This is a genomic window from Escherichia sp. MOD1-EC5433 (assembly GCF_002966005.1).
GTDB lineage: Bacteria > Pseudomonadota > Gammaproteobacteria > Enterobacterales > Enterobacteriaceae > Escherichia > Escherichia ruysiae.
The window spans coordinates 1-23,377 of the sequence record NZ_PTRL01000013.1 but is presented as its reverse complement, the minus strand read 5'-3'; the positions used below and the strand labels follow the sequence as shown (position 1 = coordinate 23,377).

Annotated in this window: 22 protein-coding genes and 1 riboswitch; of the genes, 7 read left to right on the top strand and 15 right to left on the bottom strand. The window is 53.1% G+C overall.

What is annotated here, in order from left to right; translation table 11 throughout:
- The 6 genes from C3D30_RS19810 to nudC form a co-directional block, all read right to left on the bottom strand.
- Positions 1-696, bottom strand: coding sequence for a DUF1481 domain-containing protein (locus C3D30_RS19810; RefSeq protein WP_105287310.1), 696 nt, complete (start codon positions 694-696; stop codon positions 1-3).
- 12 nt (positions 697-708) lie between these two features.
- Complete coding sequence (hupA, locus tag C3D30_RS19805) at positions 709-981, bottom strand: nucleoid-associated protein HU-alpha (RefSeq protein ID WP_001044513.1); 273 nt, start codon at positions 979-981, stop codon at positions 709-711.
- Positions 982-1,167: 186 nt separating this feature from the next.
- On the bottom strand, positions 1,168-1,758 hold the full coding sequence (locus C3D30_RS19800) for a YjaG family protein (protein ID WP_000940106.1): 591 nt from the start codon (positions 1,756-1,758) through the stop codon (positions 1,168-1,170).
- Between the two features lie 42 nt (positions 1,759-1,800).
- Complete coding sequence (gene nfi / locus C3D30_RS19795; RefSeq protein WP_105287307.1) at positions 1,801-2,472, bottom strand: deoxyribonuclease V; 672 nt, start codon at positions 2,470-2,472, stop codon at positions 1,801-1,803.
- Positions 2,473-2,481: 9 nt separating this feature from the next.
- Positions 2,482-3,546 carry a uroporphyrinogen decarboxylase gene (hemE, locus tag C3D30_RS19790; protein WP_000137656.1) on the bottom strand — a complete coding sequence of 355 codons (1,065 nt, stop codon included), beginning with the start codon at positions 3,544-3,546 and terminating at the stop codon, positions 2,482-2,484.
- Between the two features lie 39 nt (positions 3,547-3,585).
- Complete coding sequence (nudC, locus tag C3D30_RS19785) at positions 3,586-4,359, bottom strand: NAD(+) diphosphatase (protein WP_000373944.1); 774 nt, start codon at positions 4,357-4,359, stop codon at positions 3,586-3,588.
- A 94-nt stretch (positions 4,360-4,453) separates the two neighbouring features.
- Between nudC and C3D30_RS19780 the strand changes: the two genes are divergently transcribed.
- The 7 genes from C3D30_RS19780 (at position 4,454) to thiH (ending at position 10,526) form a co-directional block, all read left to right on the top strand.
- Positions 4,454-4,930: an Rsd/AlgQ family anti-sigma factor gene (locus C3D30_RS19780; RefSeq protein WP_000934292.1), complete on the top strand. Its 477-nt coding sequence runs from the start codon at positions 4,454-4,456 to the stop codon at positions 4,928-4,930.
- Positions 4,931-4,981: 51 nt separating this feature from the next.
- Positions 4,982-5,082: riboswitch (TPP riboswitch) on the top strand.
- A gap of 79 nt (positions 5,083-5,161) precedes the next feature.
- Positions 5,162-7,057 carry a phosphomethylpyrimidine synthase ThiC gene (gene thiC / locus C3D30_RS19775; protein ID WP_105287306.1) on the top strand — a complete coding sequence of 632 codons (1,896 nt, stop codon included), beginning with the start codon at positions 5,162-5,164 and terminating at the stop codon, positions 7,055-7,057.
- Positions 7,057-7,692 (top strand): thiamine phosphate synthase, encoded by a 636-nt coding sequence (thiE, locus tag C3D30_RS19770; protein WP_000284586.1) that lies wholly within the window; start codon positions 7,057-7,059, stop codon positions 7,690-7,692. The genes thiC and thiE overlap by 1 nt, the downstream gene beginning before the upstream one ends.
- Positions 7,685-8,440, top strand: a complete 756-nt coding sequence (thiF, locus tag C3D30_RS19765) for a thiazole biosynthesis adenylyltransferase ThiF (RefSeq protein WP_000999757.1) — start codon at positions 7,685-7,687, stop codon at positions 8,438-8,440. The genes thiE and thiF overlap by 8 nt, the downstream gene beginning before the upstream one ends.
- Positions 8,424-8,624, top strand: a complete 201-nt coding sequence (gene thiS / locus C3D30_RS19760; RefSeq protein ID WP_105286023.1) for a sulfur carrier protein ThiS — start codon at positions 8,424-8,426, stop codon at positions 8,622-8,624. Before thiF ends, thiS begins: the two co-directional genes overlap by 17 nt.
- Before the next feature lies 1 nt (position 8,625).
- The gene (thiG, locus tag C3D30_RS19755; RefSeq protein WP_105287305.1) at positions 8,626-9,396 is read left to right on the top strand and encodes a thiazole synthase; all 771 of its coding nucleotides are present in this window, start codon (positions 8,626-8,628) and stop codon (positions 9,394-9,396) included.
- Entirely contained in the window at positions 9,393-10,526 is a 1,134-nt protein-coding gene (thiH, locus tag C3D30_RS19750) for a 2-iminoacetate synthase ThiH (RefSeq protein WP_105287304.1), read from the top strand. The genes thiG and thiH overlap by 4 nt, the downstream gene beginning before the upstream one ends.
- Before the next feature lie 241 nt (positions 10,527-10,767).
- Here the strand turns inward: thiH and rpoC are convergent, their stop codons facing one another.
- From rpoC to C3D30_RS19700, 9 genes are all read right to left on the bottom strand, one after another.
- A complete protein-coding gene (gene rpoC / locus C3D30_RS19745) occupies positions 10,768-14,991 on the bottom strand; it encodes a DNA-directed RNA polymerase subunit beta' (protein ID WP_000653937.1) in 4,224 nt (1,407 codons plus the stop codon).
- A 76-nt stretch (positions 14,992-15,067) separates the two neighbouring features.
- Entirely contained in the window at positions 15,068-19,096 is a 4,029-nt protein-coding gene (gene rpoB, locus C3D30_RS19740) for a DNA-directed RNA polymerase subunit beta (protein WP_000263098.1), read from the bottom strand.
- Positions 19,097-19,414: 318 nt separating this feature from the next.
- Entirely contained in the window at positions 19,415-19,780 is a 366-nt protein-coding gene (rplL, locus tag C3D30_RS19735) for a 50S ribosomal protein L7/L12 (protein ID WP_000028878.1), read from the bottom strand.
- Positions 19,781-19,846: 66 nt separating this feature from the next.
- Positions 19,847-20,344: a 50S ribosomal protein L10 gene (gene rplJ, locus C3D30_RS19730; RefSeq protein WP_001207201.1), complete on the bottom strand. Its 498-nt coding sequence runs from the start codon at positions 20,342-20,344 to the stop codon at positions 19,847-19,849.
- A gap of 291 nt (positions 20,345-20,635) precedes the next feature.
- Positions 20,636-21,340 carry a 50S ribosomal protein L1 gene (gene rplA, locus C3D30_RS19720; RefSeq protein ID WP_001096683.1) on the bottom strand — a complete coding sequence of 235 codons (705 nt, stop codon included), beginning with the start codon at positions 21,338-21,340 and terminating at the stop codon, positions 20,636-20,638.
- 3 nt (positions 21,341-21,343) lie between these two features.
- Positions 21,344-21,772, bottom strand: a complete 429-nt coding sequence (gene rplK / locus C3D30_RS19715) for a 50S ribosomal protein L11 (protein WP_001085926.1) — start codon at positions 21,770-21,772, stop codon at positions 21,344-21,346.
- A 158-nt stretch (positions 21,773-21,930) separates the two neighbouring features.
- Entirely contained in the window at positions 21,931-22,476 is a 546-nt protein-coding gene (gene nusG / locus C3D30_RS19710) for a transcription termination/antitermination protein NusG (protein WP_001287521.1), read from the bottom strand.
- Position 22,477: 1 nt separating this feature from the next.
- Positions 22,478-22,861 carry a preprotein translocase subunit SecE gene (gene secE / locus C3D30_RS19705; protein WP_001275702.1) on the bottom strand — a complete coding sequence of 128 codons (384 nt, stop codon included), beginning with the start codon at positions 22,859-22,861 and terminating at the stop codon, positions 22,478-22,480.
- Positions 22,862-23,090: 229 nt separating this feature from the next.
- Positions 23,091-23,377, bottom strand: a 287-nt coding sequence (locus C3D30_RS19700) for an EF-Tu C-terminal domain-related protein (protein WP_000297313.1), incomplete at its 5' end; no start/stop codon positions are given.

Below are 23,377 nucleotides of genomic sequence, written 5' to 3'. Positions count from 1 at the left end.
TCAGAACGTTTTCTCGTTGGGTTGCCAACGACAGAAATCAGAGTTTGCCACTAACAGTAATTGCGAACCTTCGGGCGCTTCCAGCCATGCCACGCTGACATCAACAGAAGAGCGGCTCTGGCGGCGCTCGATATGCGCTATCGCCTGTGAATCTAAATCAGGTTTAATGGTTTGCCCTTCGCAGGTGGTCACGGTCTGTTCCATCTCATGCCAGCGCCCCTGGCGCAGCACGACTCTCCCCTGACGTAAGGCATCGCTAATCTGGCGGATCTGATCAGCACGATAACGGTATAAATCGATTTGGTCGTTAGAAAGCTGCTGCTTTTCCCCATCGGATTCACGTTGCATAAAGCTCAGATCACCGCGATCGTCAAAACGCGCACGAATGTTCACCGGCGGTTTGCTGTAAACATTGATATTGATGAGCGTGAGGTTATCGCCCTGCCAGCGATACTCTCGCGTCGTGGTATCGCCATTGCGCCACGGACTGAACACAGCAAGCAAATGCACATTATCGCCGCTGTCTTTTCGCCAGATACGTACCGCGCCCTGGTCTTCAGCAAAACCACTGGCGGTAAAGGGAGGAAGTGAAGAGTTGTGGCTACAGGCAGTGAGAAACAGAGCGCCCGCCAGCATCGATGATCGACGCCAGAAAGACAAAAGGGGTGAAACCACCCCTTCGTTAAAACTGTTCACTGCCACGCAATATTACTTAACTGCGTCTTTCAGTGCCTTGCCAGAAACAAATGCCGGTACGTTAGCTGCGGCGATTTTGATTTCTTTACCGGTCTGCGGGTTGCGGCCAGTACGCTCAGCGCGGTGGTTCACTTTGAAGGTTCCGAAACCAACCAGTTGTACAGCATCGCCTTCTTTCAGAGACTCAGTAATTGCAGCCAGAGTGGACTCCAGAGCAGCTTTAGCCTGGGTTTTGGACAGTTCTGCTTTCTCTGCAATTACATCAATCAGTTGAGTCTTGTTCATAAGTTATCCTTACAATGTGTTTATCGCTTGCTAAGCATCGAGTGCGACGGAAATGCCAGAATAGCACTCTCCTGCATACACGCACCGATAGCCACTTTTTTTCGCCCCCCAAATGTAGACCAGACGGGGGGCGAAAGGGAAGACTCCAGGTACGACAAATCAGGCGTTAATTCACGTTTTCTGGTCTTATTGCTGAAAAATTATACCAATATTGCTCTCACCCGCCTCACGCAGGTCGGCTCTAAGGCCTTTTATCAGCTCAATGTCACGTTCTTCACACTCGGCTAAAAGTCGGAATATTTCCCACTGAATGTCCCATTCTTGCTCAACGGCTGGGTTTTCTTTCAGCTCTTCATCGCTCATTTCGCGACCAGCCTGAGTCATTTCCAGCATCGCAACGGTAGTGATGGAGGTCTTACTCACTTCCACCGCGTGTTCGAGCGTTTCGCCACTCAAACGTGAATGAACCAGTTCACTTAACGCCACGCAGGCATCGATTGCCGGATAAACGCCGTACAGATCGAAATCGTCCGCTGAAGGAATCGCTTCCTCAAATTTCTCCAGTTGGCTGTCGAAATTCACTTTTGCGTCTTTGACGGTCAGTGTTTCCCAGATGAGATCGAGAATACGGCGGTAAATTTGCCCATCACCAAAACCGGTTTGCTGGCAAAACATGGCGTAATTGGGGTACATGCGTTCGCATAAGCAGGCCATGAAAGTGACATGCTGCCAGCTTTCCAGGCGCTCCAGACGCAGATGAATCGGGTTTTGTAACATGTTGAGTTCTCAAATACGGAAATTATCCGCAGTTTACCTGAATTAGGGCTGATTTGCTGTATAGCGCACAAATGCCGGACGTTCCGAGGCCACAGCATCCGCCCAGCGCGTTGGCTCCGGCAGACGATAGCCTTTCATGCAGCGTTGTACCCACGCCAGCGCGCTATCCACGCTGACCCGATGACCCGTAGCGATAAACAGCGGGTTGCAGCGTGCTTTGCTGCGCCAGACCCAGGCCAACTGCTCGCCTTTATCCATCAGCGGCGCCAGCGCGCCCGGTTCGCTGGAGAGCGGTTCGAATTTACCGCAGAGCCGTTTTTTCGCCACGCCTATCGTTGGCACATCCACCAATAAGCCAAAATGGCTGGCGACACCAAGACGGCGAGGATGCGAGATCCCATGACCATCGACAAACACTAAATCCGGCTTTTGCGACAGCATCTCCCACGCTGCCAGCAGCGCAGGATATTCGCGGAAGGAGAGAAAACCAGGAATGTAAGGCATGGTAGTGGCGATGCGGGCCACTTTATACTCCACCAGCTCAAGCGAGGGGTATTTCAGCAGCACCATCGCCGCTCGCGTCACTTCTCCGCCCTGCTCAAACCCGACATCGGCTCCAGCGATCAGATCCGGTGGATCTTTATCAAGTCGATCCTCGCGGATCACAGAAGAAGCCAGTTCAAGTTGTTGTGAGCGTAATGACGCGAGATCCATAACCACTCCTTACTGATGATAAGGCGCAGACAGGCGATGCACTGCCTCCACAAACACGCCAGCATGTTCTGGCGGCACATCCTGATGAATGCCGTGACCAAGGTTAAAGACATGACCTTCGCCGTGACCGAAACCTGCAAGTATAGTCGCTACTTCTTCTTCAATTCGGGCTGGCGGCGCGTACAGCATCGACGGGTCCATATTGCCCTGCAACGCGACTTTATTACCCACGCGGCGGCGCGCATCGGCGATGTCGGTTGTCCAGTCCAGTCCCAGCGCATCGCAACCGGTTTCCGCCATGGCTTCCAGCCACTGTCCGCCACCTTTGGTAAACAGTGTTACTGGTACGCGGCGACCGTCGTTTTCACGCAATAAACCATCAACAATTTTATGCATGTAATAGAGCGAGAATTGTTGGTAGTCGCGCCCGGTAAGCACGCCGCCCCAGGTGTCAAAAATCATCACTGCCTGAGCACCGGCTTTAATCTGCGCGTTCAGATACAGGGTGACGCTTTTCGCCAGTTTATCGAGCAGAGCGTGCAGTGCCTGCGGATCGGCATACATCATTTTTTTGATCACTGTGAAGGCTTTGCTGCTGCCGCCTTCCACCATGTAGGTCGCCAGCGTCCACGGGCTGCCGGAAAAACCAATCAGCGGCACTTCGCCTTTCAGTTCGCGGCGAATGGTACGCACCGCGTTCATCACGTAACCCAGCTCATCTTCCGGGTCCGGAATTGGCAGTTTATCGACGTCAGCTTTGCAGGTGACTGGCGAGGTAAAACGCGGGCCTTCTCCGGCTTCAAAATAGAGCCCTAATCCCATCGCGTCCGGAACGGTGAGGATATCGGAAAAGAGGATCGCCGCGTCCAGCGGATAGCGACGCAGCGGCTGCAAAGTCACTTCGCACGCCAGTTCGGCGTTTTTGCAAAGCGACATAAAATCGCCCGCCTGAGCACGCGTGGCTTTATATTCTGGTAGATAGCGACCCGCCTGGCGCATCATCCATACTGGAGTGACATCAACGGGCTGGCGCAGCAGCGCCCGCAGATAACGATCGTTTTTAAGTTCGGTCATTTTGGCTATTCCTTAGTGCGTCAGGCGGTCAGTGTATCATCACTCATACTCTGCCCGACACATCGCCACCGTATCTTCTATCAGGCGGCGCGCCACGGTGCCAGGCGGAGGCAGTAAGGGTAAATCGTCGTAGCGATACCAGTTCGCCTCCAGCAGTTCTTTCGGGTCAATCACGATGTCGCCGCTGTCATAGTCCGCCATAAACGCAGTCATTAATGACTGAGGAAACGGCCACGGCTGAGAAGTCACGTAACGCAGGTTTTTGACTTTGATGCCACTCTCTTCCATTACTTCCCGCGCGACCGCCTGTTCGAGGGTTTCGCCCACTTCGACGAATCCGGCAAGTACCGTATGGACACCGTTACGATGGCGGGTATGCTGAGCAAGCAGGATCGAATCATTGCGGCGGATGGCAACGATAATGCAGGGGGCGATTTGCGGATAGTAACGCTCACGGCAGTGACTGCACAGCATCGCCCATTCTGTTTTGCTCGGGTACATTTCATGCCCGCAATACCCGCAGTATTTATGCGAGCGGTAAAACTCCGCCAGTTGCACGCCGCGTCCGGCTAGTTGAAACAACCCGACGTCCAGATCAATGACCTGGCGCACCGAGCCCATATCATGGCGACGCTGCTGTTGAACTAGCCAAACAGGTTCCCCCTGCCATTCGCCGATTTGTAGTGCGCGCTGACCCACAAGATCGAAATTTGCCGCTTCGCCATATGGCAATTCTCCCTTCGGCAACCATAATTTTTGCTCATGACTGACGACCCACCAGCCGTGATCTAATTTTTCAATTATACGATCCATAGCTCTTGCACTACCTTTGCATCACTGGCATGTTTAACATGGTTTTTACATTTCTCACTGAGCAGTTTTTGAATACAAACTTGCGGAGTCAATCATGCTTAACCAGCTCGATAACCTGACGGAGCACGTCAGAGGAAGTAACAAACTGGTTGATCGCTGGCTACATGTACGTAAGCATCTGCTCGTGGCTTACTACAATCTGGTTGGCATTAAGCCTGGCAAAGAATCGTACATGAGGCTAAACGAAAAAGCCCTTGATGATTTTTGCCAGAGTCTGGTCGATTATCTGTCTGCCGGACATTTCAGTATTTATGAGCGCATTCTTCATAAGCTGGAAGGCAACGGGCAACTCGCGCGCGCCGCAAAGATTTGGCCGCAACTGGAAGCCAATACACAACAGATTATGGATTACTACGATTCCAGCCTGGAAACCGCCATCGATCATGATAATTACCTTGAGTTTCAACAGGTTTTATCTGATATCGGCGAGGCGCTGGAAGCACGCTTTGTACTGGAAGATAAGCTGATTCTGCTGGTGCTTGATGCCGCCCGCGTCAAACATCTTGCTTGAGTTCTGCGCTGTTAACGCGTAATTTACATTCAACGCCCCGTTTTCGGGGCTAATTTCTTGTCGGAGTGCCTTAACTGGCTGAGACCGTTTATTCGGGATCCGCGGAACCTGATCAGGCTAATACCTGCGAAGGGAACAAGAGTTAATCTGCTATCGCATCGCCCCTGCGGCGATCGTCTCTTGCTTCATCCGTCGTCTGACAAGCCACGTCCTTAACTTTTGGAATGAGCTATGTCTGCAACAAAACTAACCCGCCGCGAACAGCGCGCCCAGGCGCAACATTTTATCGACACCCTGGAAGGCACCGCCTTTCCCAACTCAAAACGCATTTACATCACTGGCACACACCCCGGCGTGCGCGTGCCGATGCGTGAGATCCAGCTTAGCCCGACGCTAATCGGCGGCAGCAAAGAACAGCCGCAGTATGAAGAAAACGAAGCGATTCCGGTCTATGACACCTCCGGCCCGTATGGCGATCCGCAAATCGCCATTAACGTTCAGCAAGGGCTGGCAAAACTGCGCCAGCCGTGGATCGATGCACGCGGCGATAGTGAAGAACTTACCGTGCGCAGCTCCGATTACACTAAAGCGCGGCTGGCAGATGATGGCCTCGACGAGCTGCGTTTTAGCGGCGTCTTGACGCCAAAACGCGCCAAAGCAGGCCGCCGCGTCACACAGCTGCACTACGCCCGCCGGGGCATCATCACACCTGAGATGGAATTCATCGCCATTCGCGAGAATATGGGGCGCGAGCGCATTCGTAGCAAAGTTTTGCGCCACCAGCATCCGGGAATGAGCCTTGGCGCACGTCTGCCGGAAAATATCACTGCGGAATTTGTCCGTGATGAAGTCGCTGCCGGACGCGCGATTATCCCCGCCAACATTAATCACCCTGAATCAGAGCCGATGATTATTGGTCGTAACTTCCTGGTAAAAGTTAACGCTAATATCGGCAACTCGGCGGTCACCTCTTCCATCGAAGAAGAAGTGGAAAAGCTGGTGTGGTCTACGCGCTGGGGAGCGGATACGGTGATGGATCTTTCCACCGGCCGCTATATTCACGAAACCCGCGAATGGATTTTACGTAACAGCCCGGTGCCGATTGGTACTGTGCCGATCTACCAGGCGCTGGAAAAGGTTAACGGGATCGCGGAAGATCTTACCTGGGAAGCGTTCCGCGACACGCTGCTGGAACAGGCCGAACAGGGCGTAGATTACTTCACGATTCATGCGGGCGTTCTCCTGCGCTACGTGCCAATGACCGCGAAACGCCTGACCGGTATTGTGTCGCGCGGCGGTTCGATTATGGCGAAATGGTGCCTCTCCCATCATCAGGAAAACTTCCTCTATCAACACTTCCGCGAAATTTGTGAAATCTGCGCTGCTTATGACGTTTCGCTATCGCTGGGCGACGGCCTGCGCCCCGGTTCTATTCAGGACGCCAACGATGAAGCGCAGTTTGCCGAGCTGCATACGCTGGGCGAACTGACCAAAATCGCCTGGGAATATGACGTACAGGTGATGATTGAAGGCCCCGGACACGTACCGATGCAGATGATTCGCCGCAATATGACCGAGGAGTTAGAGCACTGCCACGAAGCGCCGTTCTATACCCTCGGGCCGCTGACTACCGATATCGCGCCGGGCTATGACCACTTCACGTCGGGGATTGGCGCGGCGATGATCGGCTGGTTTGGCTGCGCGATGCTCTGTTACGTAACGCCGAAAGAGCACCTGGGTCTACCCAATAAAGAAGACGTTAAGCAAGGGCTTATCACCTATAAGATTGCCGCCCACGCTGCCGACCTGGCAAAAGGGCATCCGGGCGCGCAAATTCGCGATAACGCCATGTCGAAAGCCCGCTTCGAATTTCGCTGGGAAGACCAGTTTAATCTGGCTCTCGACCCGTTTACCGCCCGCGCTTATCACGATGAAACCCTGCCGCAAGAGTCCGGCAAAGTCGCCCATTTTTGCTCCATGTGCGGGCCGAAATTCTGCTCAATGAAAATTAGCCAGGAGGTGCGCGATTACGCCGCCGCGCAAACCATTGAAGTGGGAATGGCGGATATGTCGGAGAACTTCCGCGCCAGAGGCGGAGACATCTATCTGCGTAAGGAGGAAGCGTGATGTATCAGCCTGATTTTCCTCCTGTACCTTTTCATTTAGGACTGTACCCGGTGGTGGACAGCGTACAGTGGATCGAACGTCTGCTGGACGCTGGCGTGCGAACCCTCCAGCTACGCATCAAAGATCAGCGCGATGAAGAGGTGGAAGCCGATGTAGTAGCGGCAATTGCGCTGGGTCGCCGCTATAACGCGCGGCTGTTTATTAATGATTACTGGCGGCTGGCGATCAAGCATCAGGCATATGGCGTCCATCTGGGGCAGGAAGATTTGCAATCTACCGATCTTGAGGCCATCCGCGCGGCAGGCCTGCGGCTGGGCGTTTCGACCCATGACGATATGGAAATCGACGTCGCGCTGGCAGCTCGCCCTTCTTATATCGCGCTGGGACATGTGTTCCCGACACAAACCAAACAGATGCCTTCTGCACCGCAGGGGCTGGAGCAACTGGCACGGCATATTGAGCGTCTGGGGGATTATCCCTCCGTGGCGATTGGCGGTATCAGTCTGGCGCGCGCGCCTGCGGTGATGGCGACGGGTGTCGGCAGTATCGCCGTCGTCAGTGCCATTACCCAGGCGGCAGACTGGCGTTTGGCAACTGCACAATTGCTGGAAATAGCAGGAGTTGGCGATGAATGACCGTGACTTTATGCGTTACAGCCGTCAAATCCTGCTCGATGATATCGCTCTTGAAGGGCAGCAAAAACTGCTCGACAGCCAGGTACTGATTATCGGCCTTGGCGGGCTGGGTACGCCCGCTGCGTTGTACCTGGCGGGTGCTGGCGTCGGGACGCTGGTACTGGCAGATGACGACGATGTGCATTTAAGCAATCTGCAACGACAAATCCTCTTTACCACTGAAGATATCGATCGCCCGAAATCGCAGGTCTGCCAACAACGACTGACACAGTTAAATCCCGATATTCAACTGACGGCATTACAACAACGGTTAACGGGTGAGGCGTTAAAAGATGCGGTAGCACAAGCCGATGTAGTGCTCGACTGTACTGACAATATGGCGACTCGACAGGAGATTAATGCCGCTTGCGTGGCACTCAACACGCCGCTTATTACCGCCAGCGCGGTCGGATTTGGCGGTCAGTTGATGGTATTAACGCCGCCCTGGGAGCACGGTTGTTACCGCTGCCTGTGGCCGGATAACCAGGAGCCAAAACGCAACTGCCGCACGGCAGGCGTGGTTGGCCCGGTGGTCGGAGTAATGGGCACTTTGCAGGCACTGGAAGCAATTAAGTTATTGAGCGGTATAGAGACGCCAGCGGGAGAACTCCGACTGTTCGACGGTAAATCGAGCCAGTGGCGCAGCCTGGCGTTGCGCCGTGCAAATGGTTGCCCTGTATGTGGAGGATGCAATGCAGATCCTGTTTAACGACCAACCGATGCAGTGCGCAGCCGGACAAACTGTTCACGAGCTGCTGGAACAACTCGATCAGCTAAAAGTAGGCGCGGCACTGGCGATTAATCAGCAAATCGTCCCGCGTGAGCAGTGGGCACAACATATCGTGCAGGATGGTGACCAGATCCTGCTTTTTCAGGTTATTGCAGGAGGTTGAGATGTTACGTATCGCGGACAAAACGTTTGATTCACATCTGTTTACCGGCACCGGGAAATTCGCCTCTTCACAACTGATGGTGGAGGCGATCCGCGCTTCCGGTAGTCAGCTGGTGACGCTGGCGATGAAACGCGTCGACTTGCGCCAACACAACGACGATATCCTCGCCCCGCTTATCGCGGCGGGAGTGACACTGCTGCCGAATACTTCCGGGGCGAAAACGGCGGAAGAAGCTATCTTCGCCGCTCATCTGGCACGCGAAGCTCTGGGCACACACTGGCTGAAGCTGGAGATTCACCCTGACGCCCGCTGGCTGTTGCCCGATCCCATCGAAACACTGAAAGCCGCCGAAACGCTGGTGCAACAGGGATTTGTCGTGCTGCCTTACTGCGGTGCCGATCCAGTGTTGTGTAAACGTCTGGAAGAAGTCGGTTGCGCGGCGGTGATGCCGCTCGGCGCACCGATTGGCTCTAATCAAGGACTGAAAAACCGCGCCATGCTGGAGATTATTATCCAGCAGACCACGGTTCCGGTGGTCGTTGATGCTGGCATCGGCGTTCCCAGCCATGCCGCGCAGGCGCTGGAAATGGGAGCCGATGCGGTATTGGTAAATACGGCAATTGCTGTCGCGGACGATCCCGTCAACATGGCGAAGGCATTTCGTCTGGCAGTAGACGCCGGCCTGCTGGCACGTCAGGCCGGACCGGGCAGCCGCAGTCATTTTGCTCATGCCACCAGCCCGCTGACCGGATTTCTGGAGGCATCAGCATGAAAACCTTCAGCGACCGCTGGCGGCAACTGGACTGGGACGACATCCGCCTGCGTATCAACAGCAAAACGGCTGCTGACGTAGAGCGGGCGCTAAGTGCAGCGGCACTCACCCGCGACGACATGATGGCGCTGCTATCGCCAGCCGCCAGTGAATACCTGGAACCACTGGCCCAACGGGCGCAGCGTCTGACTCGTCAGCGATTTGGCAACGTCGTCAGCTTCTACGTCCCGCTTTATCTTTCCAATCTTTGCGCTAACGACTGCACGTACTGTGGATTTTCCATGAGCAACCGCATCAAGCGCAAAACGCTGGATGAAGCGGATATCGTCAGAGAAAGCGCCGCTATTCGGGAAATGGGCTTTGAACATCTGTTGCTGGTCACTGGTGAACATCAGGCAAAAGTGGGAATGGATTACTTTCGCCGCCATCTCCCTGCCCTGCGTAAACAATTCTCCTCACTACAGATGGAAGTGCAACCGCTGGCAGAAGCGGAATACGTCGAGTTAAAACAGCTTGGTCTGGATGGGGTGATGGTTTATCAGGAGACGTATCACGAGGCGACATACGCCCGCCATCATCTGAAAGGGAAAAAACAGGACTTCTTCTGGCGACTGGAAACACCGGATCGGCTGGGTCGTGCGGGGATTGATAAGATTGGTCTCGGCGCACTAATCGGCCTTTCCGACAACTGGCGCGTTGACTGCTATATGGTTGCCGAGCATTTGCTATGGCTGCAACAGCATTACTGGCAGAGCCGCTACTCTGTCTCTTTCCCGCGCCTGCGCCCGTGTACTGGCGGGATTGAGCCAGCGTCGATTATGGATGAACGCCAGTTAGTGCAAACCATCTGCGCTTTCCGGCTGCTTGCACCGGAGATTGAACTGTCACTCTCCACGCGAGAATCACCGTGGTTTCGCGATCGCGTTATTCCGCTGGCAATCAATAACGTCAGCGCCTTCTCGAAAACGCAGCCAGGTGGCTATGCCGACAATCACCCCGAACTGGAACAATTCTCACCGCACGACGATCGCCGACCAGAAGCTGTGGCAGCTGCGTTAACCGCTCAGGGTTTGCAGCCGGTATGGAAAGACTGGGACAGCTATCTGGGACGCGACTCGCAAAGGCGATGAGACAGAATGTAAGGACGTAAATTTATTCCGAGCCACTACGGAAGATGAAAAACGCAAGGTTGTTGAAAGCCTTGCGTTTTTTTATGGTAGTGCCGTCAGCAGGAATGTTGTCCAGGGCGAAAAGCTTCTTCCTCGTTTCGCCCTGCCTTTCTTAATATTTTCCGTAAAAACTTTGCCCTCTGAATCGCCCCCATAAAAAAACCCGCCGAAGCGGGTTTTTACGTTATTTGCGGATTAACGATTACTCGTTATCAGAACCGCCCAGACCTGCGTTCAGCAGTTCTGCCAGGCTGGCAGACGCGTCTTCTGCAGTCACCTGCGGTGCAGCCGGAGCTTCACCCGCAGCACGGCGGCGCATACGATCCTGGTGATACGCATAACCCGTACCTGCCGGGATCAGACGACCCACGATAACGTTCTCTTTCAGACCGCGCAGTTCATCGCGTTTGCCCGCAACAGCTGCTTCGGTCAGTACGCGAGTGGTCTCCTGGAACGATGCCGCAGAGATGAACGACTCGGTTGCCAGAGACGCTTTGGTGATACCCAGCAGATCGCGGGCGTAAGTTGCACCCACTTTGCCGTTCGCTTCCAGTTCGCGGTTTGCGATCTTGACGCGAGAGTATTCAACCTGTTCGCCTTCCAGGAAGTCGGAGCTACCCGCGTTAACGATGGTGGCTTTACGCAGCATCTGACGAACGATAACTTCGATGTGTTTATCGTTAATCTTAACGCCCTGCAGACGGTATACGTCCTGTACTTCGTTAACGATGTAACGAGTCACAGCATGAACACCACGCAGACGCAGAATGTCGTGCGGCGCTTCCGGACCGTCGGAAATGACGTCACCACGTTCTACACGTTCACCTTCGAACACGTTGAGCTGACGCCATTTCGGAATCATCTCTTCGTAAGGTTCGCTACCGTCTACCGGAGTGATAACCAGACGACGTTTACCTTTGGTTTCTTTACCGAAGGAAACGACACCGCTGATTTCAGCCAGGATTGCCGGCTCTTTCGGACGACGTGCTTCGAACAGATCCGCAACGCGCGGCAGACCACCGGTGATATCCTTAGTACCGCCAGATTCCTGCGGAATACGCGCCAGGGTGTCACCAGAGCTGATCTGTACGCCATCTTCCAGCTGAACAATCGCTTTACCCGGCAGGAAGTACTGCGCAGGCATATCAGTACCAGGGATCAGAACGTCGTTACCCTGAGCATCAACGATTTTCAGTGCCGGACGCAGATCTTTACCACCTGCGGTACGTTCTGCGGAATCCAGAACTACCAGCGAAGACAGACCGGTCAATTCGTCGGTCTGACGAGTAATGGTCTGACCGTCAATCATATCGGTGAAGCGAACAAAACCGCTTACTTCAGTGATAACCGGCATGGTGTGCGGATCCCAGTTTGCAACGGTTTCGCCGCCTGCAACCTGTTCGCCATCACCTTTCGCCAGTACCGCACCGTAAGGCACTTTGTAGCTTTCTTTGGTACGACCAAATTCGTCGATCAGTTTCAGTTCGGTGTTACGGGAAGTGATAACCAGTTTACCGCTGGAGTTCACAACCGACTTCACGTTGCTGAGCTTGATGCTACCTTTGTTTTTCACCTGGATGCTGGATTCAGCAGCCGCACGGGACGCCGCACCACCGATGTGGAACGTACGCATGGTCAGCTGTGTACCCGGTTCACCGATGGACTGTGCCGCGATAACACCGATTGCTTCACCTTTGTTGATGATGTGCCCACGCGCCAGGTCACGACCGTAGCAGTGCGCACATACACCAAAGTCGGTGTCACAGGATACAACAGAACGTACTTTAACCGCGTCGACAGAGTTCTCTTCCAGCAGGTCACACCACTGTTCGTGCAGCAGCGTGTTGCGTGGAACGAGGATATCGGCAGTACCCGGCTTCAGAACGTCTTCTGCAGTTACACGCCCCAGTACGCGATCGCGCAGCGGCTCTTTAACGTCGCCACCCTCGATAACCGGGGTCATCATGATACCTTCATGAGTACCACAATCGTCTTCGGTAACCACCAGGTCCTGCGCCACGTCAACCAGACGACGAGTCAGGTAACCGGAGTTCGCAGTTTTCAGTGCGGTATCCGCCAGACCTTTACGAGCACCGTGGGTGGAGATGAAGTACTGGAGTACGTTCAGACCTTCACGGAAGTTCGCGGTGATTGGCGTTTCGATGATGGAGCCATCCGGCTTCGCCATCAGACCACGCATACCCGCAAGCTGACGAATCTGTGCCGCAGAACCACGCGCACCGGAGTCGGCCATCATGTAGATGCTGTTGAAGGAAACCTGCTTCTCTTCCTGACCGTCACGGTTGATAACAGTTTCAGTTTGCAGGTTATCCATCATCGCTTTGGATACACGATCGTTCGCCGCAGCCCAGATATCGATAACTTTGTTGTAGCGTTCGCCCGCAGTTACCAGACCAGACTGGAACTGCTCCTGAATTTCAGCAACTTCTGCTTCTGCCTCGGAGATGATTTCGTGTTTCTTCTCCGGGATGACCATGTCATCGATACCAACCGATGCACCGGAACGCGCTGCATATGCAAAGCCGGTGTACATGATCTGGTCCGCAAAAATAACGGTCGGTTTCAGGCCGAGAATGCGGTAGCAGGTATTCAGCATTTTGGAGATTGCTTTTTTACCCAGCGCCTGGTTGACGATGGAGTAAGGCAGACCTTTCGGTACAATCATCCACAGAATAGCACGGCCAACGGTCGTGTCCTTCAGGCTGGTTTTCGCTACTAATTCACCGTTAGCATCTTTTTCGTATTCAGTGATACGCACTTTGACGCGAGCATGCAAAGAGGCCAGGCCAGCGCGATAAATACGCTCAGCTTCTTTCGGGCCAGTCAGCACCATGCCTTCGCCTTTGGCGTTAACACAGTCACGGGTCATGTAGTACAGACCCAGTACAACGTCCTGAGACGGAACGATGATTGGTTCGCCGTTCGCCGGGGACAGGATGTTGTTGGTAGACATCATCAGCGCACGCGCTTCCAGCTGGGCTTCCAGCGTCAGCGGTACGTGAACAGCCATCTGGTCACCATCGAAGTCGGCGTTATATGCCGCACAAACCAGCGGGTGCAGCTGGATAGCTTTACCTTCGATCAGTACCGGTTCAAATGCCTGGATACCCAGACGGTGCAGAGTCGGTGCACGGTTCAGCAGTACCGGGTGTTCACGGATAACTTCGTCCAGGATATCCCAAACGACAGCTTCTTCGCGCTCAACCATTTTCTTAGCGGCTTTGATGGTGGTAGCGAGGCCACGCAGTTCCAGCTTGCCGTAGATGAACGGTTTGAACAGCTCCAGTGCCATTTTCTTCGGCAGACCGCACTGATGCAGACGCAGGTATGGACCTACGGTGATTACAGAACGACCGGAGTAGTCAACACGCTTACCGAGCAGGTTCTGACGGAAACGACCCTGTTTACCTTTGATCATGTCGGCCAAAGATTTCAGAGGACGCTTGTTAGAACCGGTGATTGCACGACCGCGACGACCGTTATCCAGCAGGGCATCTACCGCTTCCTGCAGCATACGTTTTTCGTTACGTACGATGATGTCCGGCGCAGCCAGATCCAGCAGACGTTTCAGACGGTTGTTACGGTTAATGACGCGACGATACAGATCGTTCAGGTCAGAAGTCGCGAAACGACCACCATCCAGTGGAACCAGCGGACGCAGATCTGGCGGCAGAACCGGCAGAACGGTCAGGATCATCCACTCTGGCTTGTTGCCAGACTGTACGAACGCTTCCAGCAGTTTGATACGCTTGGTCAGCTTTTTACGTTTGGTTTCGGAGTTAGTTTCGTTCAGCTCTTCACGCAGCTGCTCGCACTCTTGCTCCAGATCCATGCTCTTCAGCAGGGCCTGGATTGCTTCCGCACCCATCTTCGCGTCGAATTCGTCACCGAACTCTTCCAGCGCGTCCAGATACTGCTCTTCAGTCAGGATCTGCTGGCGTTCCAGGTTGGTCATACCGCCTTCGATAACCACATAGGATTCGAAGTACAGCACGCGTTCGATATCGCGCAGCGGCATATCCAGCAGCAGGCCGATACGGGACGGCAGCGATTTCAGGAACCAGATGTGCGCAGTCGGAGAAGCCAGTTCGATGTGGCCCATACGCTCACGGCGTACTTTGGTCTGGGTCACTTCAACGCCGCACTTCTCACAGATAACGCCACGGTGTTTCAGGCGCTTGTACTTACCGCACAGGCACTCGTAGTCTTTTACCGGCCCAAAGATACGGGCGCAGAAAAGGCCGTCACGCTCAGGTTTGAACGTACGGTAGTTAATGGTTTCCGGCTTTTTAACTTCACCGAAAGACCATGAACGGATCATGTCTGGCGATGCCAGAGCAATTTTGATCGCATCAAACTCTTCGGTTTTAGTCTGCGCTTTCAGAAACTTTAATAAATCTTTCACGGATTTGCTCCCGTCGGAGTTAGCACAATCCGCTGCCGGGTTTTACCCCGACAGCAGTGACCTGTTTGAGCGAGAATTACTCGTCTTCCAGTTCGATGTTGATACCCAGCGAACGAATCTCTTTCAACAATACGTTGAAGGATTCTGGCATGCCCGGCTCCATCTGATGGTTGCCGTCCACGATGTTCTTATACATCTTGGTACGACCGTTCACATCATCAGACTTAACGGTGAGCATTTCCTGCAGAGTGTATGCCGCGCCGTATGCTTCCAGCGCCCACACTTCCATCTCCCCGAAACGCTGACCACCGAACTGTGCCTTACCACCCAGCGGCTGCTGAGTAACCAGACTGTAAGAACCAGTGGAACGCGCGTGCATCTTATCGTCGACCAGGTGGTTCAGTTTCAGCATGTACATGTAACCTACGGTTACCGGACGTTCGAACTGTTCACCAGTGCGGCCGTCGTACAGGCGGATCTGACCAGAAGTCGGCAGGTCGCCAAGTTTCAGCAGCTCTTTAATTTCTGCTTCTTTCGCACCGTCGAATACCGGCGTTGCGATTGGCATACCTTTGCGCAGGTTTTCAGCCAGACGCATAACTTCTTCATCGCTGAAGGTACTCAGGTCAACTTTCTGGCGAACGTCAGCGCCCAGATCGTACGCACGCTGGATGAATTCGCGCAGTTTCGCGACTTCTTGCTGCTGTTTCAGCATGGCGTTGATCTTATCGCCGATACCTTTCGCAGCCATACCCAGGTGGGTTTCGAGGATCTGACCGATGTTCATACGAGACGGTACGCCCAGCGGGTTCAGTACGATGTCTACCGGCGTACCGTTTTCATCGTAAGGCATATCTTCGATCGGGTTGATCTTAGAAATTACACCCTTGTTACCGTGACGACCTGCCATCTTGTCACCAGGCTGGATACGGCGTTTAACCGCCAGATATACCTTAACAATCTTCAGCACGCCCGGTGCCAGATCGTCGCCCTGGGTGATTTTGCGGCGTTTCGCTTCGAGTTTCTTCTCGAACTCGTGTTTCAGTTCGTCATACTGCTCAGCCAGCTGTTCCAGCTGATTTTGTTTCTCTTCGTCGGTCAGGCCCAGCTCCAGCCAGCGATCGCGCGGCAGTTTGTCGAGCTTCTCAGCTTCAACGCCACCGGCTACCAGCACAGCACGGATACGGCTGAACAGACCCGCTTCGAGGATCTGCAGTTCTTCAGACAGGTCTTTCTTCGCCTGTTTGAGCTGCATTTCTTCGATTTCCAGCGCACGTTTGTCTTTTTCTACGCCATCGCGAGTAAAGACCTGAACGTCGATAACCGTACCGGATACACCGTTTGGTACGCGCAGAGAAGAGTCTTTAACGTCAGACGCTTTCTCACCGAAGATCGCACGCAGCAGCTTCTCTTCTGGAGTCAGCTGGGTTTCGCCTTTCGGCGTTACCTTACCAACCAGAATGTCGCCACCGGTCACTTCCGCACCAATGTAAACGATACCGGATTCATCCAGTTTGGAGAGCGCAGCTTCACCCACGTTCGGGATGTCAGCGGTGATCTCTTCCGGCCCCAGCTTGGTGTCACGGGACACACACGCCAGTTCCTGAATGTGGATGGTGGTGAAACGGTCTTCCTGAACAACACGCTCGGATACGAGGATGGAGTCTTCGAAGTTGTAACCATTCCACGGCATGAACGCTACGCGCATGTTCTGACCAAGCGCCAGTTCACCGAGGTCGGTGGACGGACCGTCTGCCAGCACGTCGCCACGTTCTACCGGTTCACCCAGAGACACACACGGCATCTGGTTGATACAGGTGTTCTGGTTAGAACGGGTGTATTTGGTCAGGTTGTAGATGTCGATACCTGCTTCACCCGGATACATCTCGTCTTCGTTAACTTTGATAACGATACGGGAAGCATCCACGTACTGAACGACACCACCACGTTTAGCTACCGCAGTTACACCGGAGTCAACGGCAACAGCACGTTCCATACCCGTACCAACCAGCGGCTTATCAGCGCGCAGAGTCGGAACGGCCTGACGTTGCATGTTCGCACCCATCAATGCACGGTTGGCGTCATCGTGTTCAAGGAACGGGATCAGGGACGCACCGACGGATACCACCTGCTGGGTGGATACGTCCATGTAGTCAACCTGATCGCGGCTGAACAAGCTGGATTCGCCTTTGCTACGGCAAGTTACCAGGTCTTCTACGAAGTGGCCTTCTTCATCCAGGTTGGAGTTCGCCTGGGCGATAACGTAGTTACCTTCTTCGATAGCAGACAGGTAGTGAATTTCGTCAGTTACAACACCGTCGGTCACTTTACGATACGGAGTCTCAAGGAAGCCGTATTCGTTAGTCTGTGCGTACACGGACAGGGAGTTGATCAGACCGATGTTCGGACCTTCAGGGGTTTCGATTGGACATACGCGACCGTAGTGAGTCGGGTGTACGTCTCGAACTTCGAAGCCTGCACGTTCACGGGTCAGACCGCCTGGGCCGAGTGCAGAGATACGACGTTTGTGCGTAATCTCAGACAGCGGGTTGTTCTGGTCCATAAACTGAGACAGCTGGCTGGAACCGAAGAACTCTTTCACTGCTGCGGAAATCGGCTTGGCGTTGATCATATCCTGAGGCATCAGGGTATCCAGATCGCCCAGAGACAGACGCTCTTTCACCGCACGCTCTACACGTACCAGGCCAACGCGGAACTGGTTTTCCGCCATTTCGCCAACGGAACGGATACGACGGTTGCCAAGGTGGTCGATATCATCGACTTCGCCTTTACCGTTACGGATATCAATGAGCTTTTTCATAACATCAATGATGTCGTCTTTGCTCAGGATACCGGAACCTTCGATTTCTTCGCGCAGCAGAGAGCGGTTGAACTTCATACGACCAACCGCAGACAGATCATAGCGGTCTTCAGAGAAGAACAGGTTCTCGAACAGGCTTTCAGCAGCTTCACGAGTCGGCGGCTCGCCAGGACGCATCATGCGGTAGATTTCTACCAGTGCGCTCAGACGGTCGTTAGTTGGGTCGACACGTAAGGTTTCAGAGATATATGGGCCGTGATCCAGATCGTTAGTAAACAGCGTTTCGATACGCTTGTGACCAGACTGGCTCAGCTTAGCCAGCAGATCCAGGCTCAGCTCCATGTTCGCTGCACAGATCAGCTCGCCGGTAGACTCATCAATATAGTCTTTAGCAACCACTTTACCTGCGATGTACTCAACCGGGACTTCGATCAGTTTGACGTCGTCTTTTTCCAGTTGGCGAATGTGGCGCGCAGTAATACGGCGGCCTTTTTCTACGTACACTTTACCGTTAGCTTCGATGTCGAAAGATGCGGTTTCACCACGCAGGCGTTCCGGCACCAGTTCCATCTGCAGCTTGTTATCACGGATTTCAAAGATAACTTTTTCAAAGAACAGGTCGAGGATCTGTTCAGTGGTGTAGTTCAGGGCACGCAGAATGATTGTCGCAGGCAGTTTACGGCGACGGTCGATACGTACGAACAGGTTGTCCTTCGGATCGAATTCGAAGTCCAGCCAGGAACCACGGTAAGGGATGATGCGCGCGTTATACAGCACTTTACCCGAAGAGTGGGTTTTACCTTTGTCGGAGTCAAAGAAGACGCCTGGACTACGGTGCAGCTGGGAAACAATAACACGCTCAGTACCGTTGATAACAAAGGTACCGTTGTCTGTCATGAGCGGAATTTCGCCCATGTAGACTTCTTGTTCTTTAATGTCTTTTACGGTGCCTTCCGGCGCTTCGCGCTCATAGATCACCAGACGCAGTTTAACGCGCAGCGGTGCGGAATAGGTCACGCCACGGATTTGACATTCCTGGACGTCAAACACCGGTTCGCCAAGGCGGTAGCTGACGTATTGCAGCTCGGAATTACCGCTGTAGCTCTGAATCGGGAATACGGAACGGAAAGCAGCTTCCAGACCATACTGCCCTTCAGGATCTTGCTCGATAAATTTCTGAAACGAGTCAAGCTGGATAGAAAGGAGATAAGGTACATCCAGAACTTGTGGACGTTTACCAAAATCCTTACGAATACGTTTTTTCTCGGTATAGGAGTAAACCATAGGGTTCCTCAGCTCGCTGACAAGTCGACCCATCTGTCCACTGAGCGGACAGTTTGTGCAACACTATTTTGTTGACCGGAAAATGGATACTTTCCGCAATGCCTGTTGCTATCACGCTTAAACCATTTCATTGCGATTTACACAGAACGGGTGTTCTGTCGCAGTATATTAAGTCGTCGATAGAAACAAGCATTGAAAGGCACAGCAGTAGTCAAACAGTGTGAAACGCTACTGGCGCCTTACAGCGCAAAAAGGCTGGTGACCAAAAAGTCACCAGCCATCAGCCTGATTTCTCAGGCTGCAACCGGAAGGGTTGGCTTATTTAACTTCAACTTCAGCGCCAGCTTCTTCCAGAGCTTTTTTCAGTGCTTCAGCGTCATCTTTGCTCACGCCTTCTTTCAGAGCAGCTGGAGCAGATTCTACCAGGTCTTTAGCTTCTTTCAGACCCAGGCCAGTTGCGCCACGTACTGCTTTGATAACAGCAACTTTGTTAGCGCCAGCAGCTTTCAGAATTACGTCGAATTCAGTTTTTTCTTCAGCAGCTTCAACCGGGCCAGCAGCTACAGCTACAGCAGCAGCAGCGGAAACACCGAATTTTTCTTCCATTGCAGAGATCAGTTCTACAACGTCCATTACAGACATAGCTGCAACTGCTTCAATGATTTGATCTTTAGTGATAGACATTTAAATTGTTCCTGAATATCAGAATAAGTTTATACGTAAGCGAATGCGTTAAAAAGATAACTGCGATTAAGCAGCTTCTTTCGCATCGCGTACAGCAGCCAGAGTACGAACCAGTTTGCCAGCCGAAGCTTCTTTCATGGTTGCCATCAGGCGTGCAATTGCTTCTTCGTAGGTCGGCAGAGTTGCCAGGCGGTCGATCTGAGACGCCGGGATCAGCTCACCTTCAAAGGCAGCGGCTTTGACCTCAAATTTTGCATTCGCTTTCGCGAACTCTTTGAACAGACGAGCTGCAGCGCCCGGGTGTTCCATAGAGTATGCAATCAGGGTCGGACCAACAAACGCGTCTTTCAGGCACTCGAACGGAGTACCTTCAACAGCACGACGCAGCAGGGTGTTACGAACAACACGCATGTATACGCCAGCTTCGCGACCTGCTTTACGCAGTTCAGTCATTTTATCTACAGTCACGCCACGGGAATCCGCAACCACTGCAGACAGCGCGCCTTTGGCTACTTCGCTGACTTCAGCAACAATCGCTTGTTTGTCTTGAAGATTTAAAGCCATTAGCTTTGCTCCTGGATGTTTGCCAGAGAAAATCTCTGGAACTCACTTCACTCCTCCAAATGGAGAGAGCGTCTTAATTACGGTGAGCAGAAACAAGCCAGAATATAAAAGAATAATCTTAGCGTTCTGTCACCGTCTACGCAGGGGATTAAGTTTCTTGCGAAACTCCTGCGGTCTTCGACGGAGGCCTGGATAGGCCAGGCTCCAACGAACAAATCTTTTTAGCTGCTAACTTTCGTTAGCATACGTGGGGGTAAGATTGTAGACAAAATCACCGCCCACGTAAAGGCATTAGTTTGCAGAAGCGCTCAGGCCAGCCTGGTCAACTGCAACACCTGCACCCATGGTGGTGGAGATGCTAACTTTCTTGATGTACACGCCTTTCGCCTGAGTCGGTTTTGCTTTTTTCAGCGCAACCAGCAGAGCTTCCAGGTTTTCTTTCAGTTTGTCAGCGTCAAAGTCCACTTTACCGATGGTGGTGTGGATGATGCCGTTTTTGTCGTTACGGTAACGAACCTGGCCAGCTTTAGCGTTTTTAACCGCTTCAGCAACGTTCGGCGTTACAGTACCCACTTTCGGGTTTGGCATCAGGCCGCGCGGCCCCAGAACCTGGCCCAGTTGGCCAACAACGCGCATTGCATCCGGAGAAGCAATAACAACGTCAAAGTTCATTTCGCCTTTCTTGATCTGGTCAGCCAGATCTTCCATACCTACCAGTTCAGCGCCTGCAGCTTTAGCAGCTTCAGCGTTTGCGCCCTGGGTAAATACAGCTACGCGAACGGAACGGCCAGTACCGTGCGGCAGTACAGTTGCACCACGTACGTTCTGGTCAGATTTACGAGCGTCGATGCCGAGGTTAACAGCAACGTCCACGCTTTCTACGAATTTAGCAGTCGCCAGCTCTTTCAGCAGAGCGATAGCTTCGTTGATGTCATACTGTTTGGTCGCATCAACTTTCTCGCGGATAACACGCATGCGCTTGGTCAGTTTAGCCATTTCTTAGTCCTCCACTACCAGGCCCATGGAACGTGCAGTACCTTCGATGGAGCGAGTCATCGCTTCAATGTCGGCACCAGTCATGTCGGCAGCTTTGGTCTGCGCGATTTCCTGCAGCTGAGCGCGGGAAATTTTACCCACTTTGTCTTTGTTCGGCTTACCGGAACCAGACTTGATACCAGCCGCTTTTTTCAGCAGAACTGCTGCCGGCGGAGTCTTGGTAACGAAAGTGAAAGAACGGTCAGCGTAAACGGTGATAACTACCGGAATCGGAAGACCTTTTTCGATGGAATCAGTTTTTGCGTTGAACGCTTTGCAGAATTCCATGATGTTTACGCCCTGCTGACCCAGAGCCGGACCTACTGGCGGACTCGGGTTAGCCATACCAGCTGCAACCTGCAGCTTGACATAGGCTTGTACTTTCTTAGCCATTATAAATTCCTCAAGTTGGGTAATAACGCCTCTGAGAGGCTCCCCGTGATATAAAAAATCGTTTTACGGGCAAGGCCCATAAAAACAAAAGGCGCGAAATTGTATTCCAATCTCACGCCTTGTGCAACGATTTAATCGCCGCTTTTTTGATCGCTGGATTAGGCTTTTTCAACCTGGCTGAAGTCCAGCTCTACCGGGGTCGCACGCCCGAAGATAGAAACAGAGACTTTCAGACGAGACTTCTCGTAATCCACCTCTTCAACGACGCCGTTGAAGTCAGCGAACGGACCATCATTAACACGAACCATTTCACCCGGTTCAAACAGCGTTTTCGGACGCGGCTTATCACCAACCTGCTGCAGGCGGTTCATAATCGCATCAACTTCTTTATCGCTGATTGGCGCAGGACGATCGGAAGTACCGCCGATGAAGCCCATCACACGCGGTACGCTGCGCACCAGGTGCCAGCTCGCGTCGTTCATCACCATCTGAACGAGGACGTAGCCAGGGAAGAATTTGCGTTCGCTTTTGCGACGCTGACCGCCACGGATCTCAACGACTTCTTCAGTCGGAACCATGACTTCGCCAAACAACTCTTCCATGTTGTGTAATTTGATATGCTCACGCAGCGACGTTGCTACGCGGCCTTCAAAACCGGAAAACGCCTGAACGACGTACCAGCGCTTTTTAGGAGCTTCAGACATCTCAGAACCTCAGGCCAGTGATAAAGGATACCAGGCGAACCAGAATACCATCCAGTCCCCACAGGATCAGTGACATTACTGCGGTAACCGCAGCCACAATCAGCGTGGTGTGCAATGTTTCCTGGCGAGTCGGCCAAATGACCTTACGGACTTCGGTACGCGCTTCACGGGCAAAAGCAACGGTTGCTTTACCTTTTGTCGTTAACAGCGCGACACCACCCGCTGCAGCAATCAGAATTACTACGGCCAGCGCACGCAGCGGCAGCATAATGTCGCGATAAAGGTAGTTGCCGACGATTGCCACCAGGAGCAATGCCACCACAACGACCCACTTCATCGCTTCCAGGCCGCGCCCGCTTCCTTGAGCTTCGGTATTCGCACTCATAAACCAACCTGTCAGAAGTATTCTACAAACATTTTCACCCCGCGATAGCGAGGCAAACCAAATCGAAACGCGTATTCGCTTTTCGGATTATACGCCCTCAACAGAGCCTGTCTCAGCAATGATTATGACAAAGAAAATCACTGATGAGCCAGGTTCTGGTACGAAAGCGTGCAAAAAGGGCATCAAATGATGCCCTTTTATTGCGCATTGCGTCAAATGTTATCGGCAATTAGCTCAGAACTTTAGCTACAACGCCCGCGCCAACGGTACGGCCGCCTTCACGGATTGCGAAACGCAGACCATCGTCCATCGCGATCGGGTGGATCAGGGTAACAACCATTTTGATGTTGTCGCCCGGCATTACCATCTCTACGCCTTCCGGCAGTTCGATGGTACCAGTCACGTCAGTAGTACGGAAGTAGAACTGCGGACGGTAGCCTTTGAAGAACGGAGTATGACGGCCGCCTTCATCTTTGGACAGAATGTACACTTCAGATTCGAACTTGGTGTGCGGCT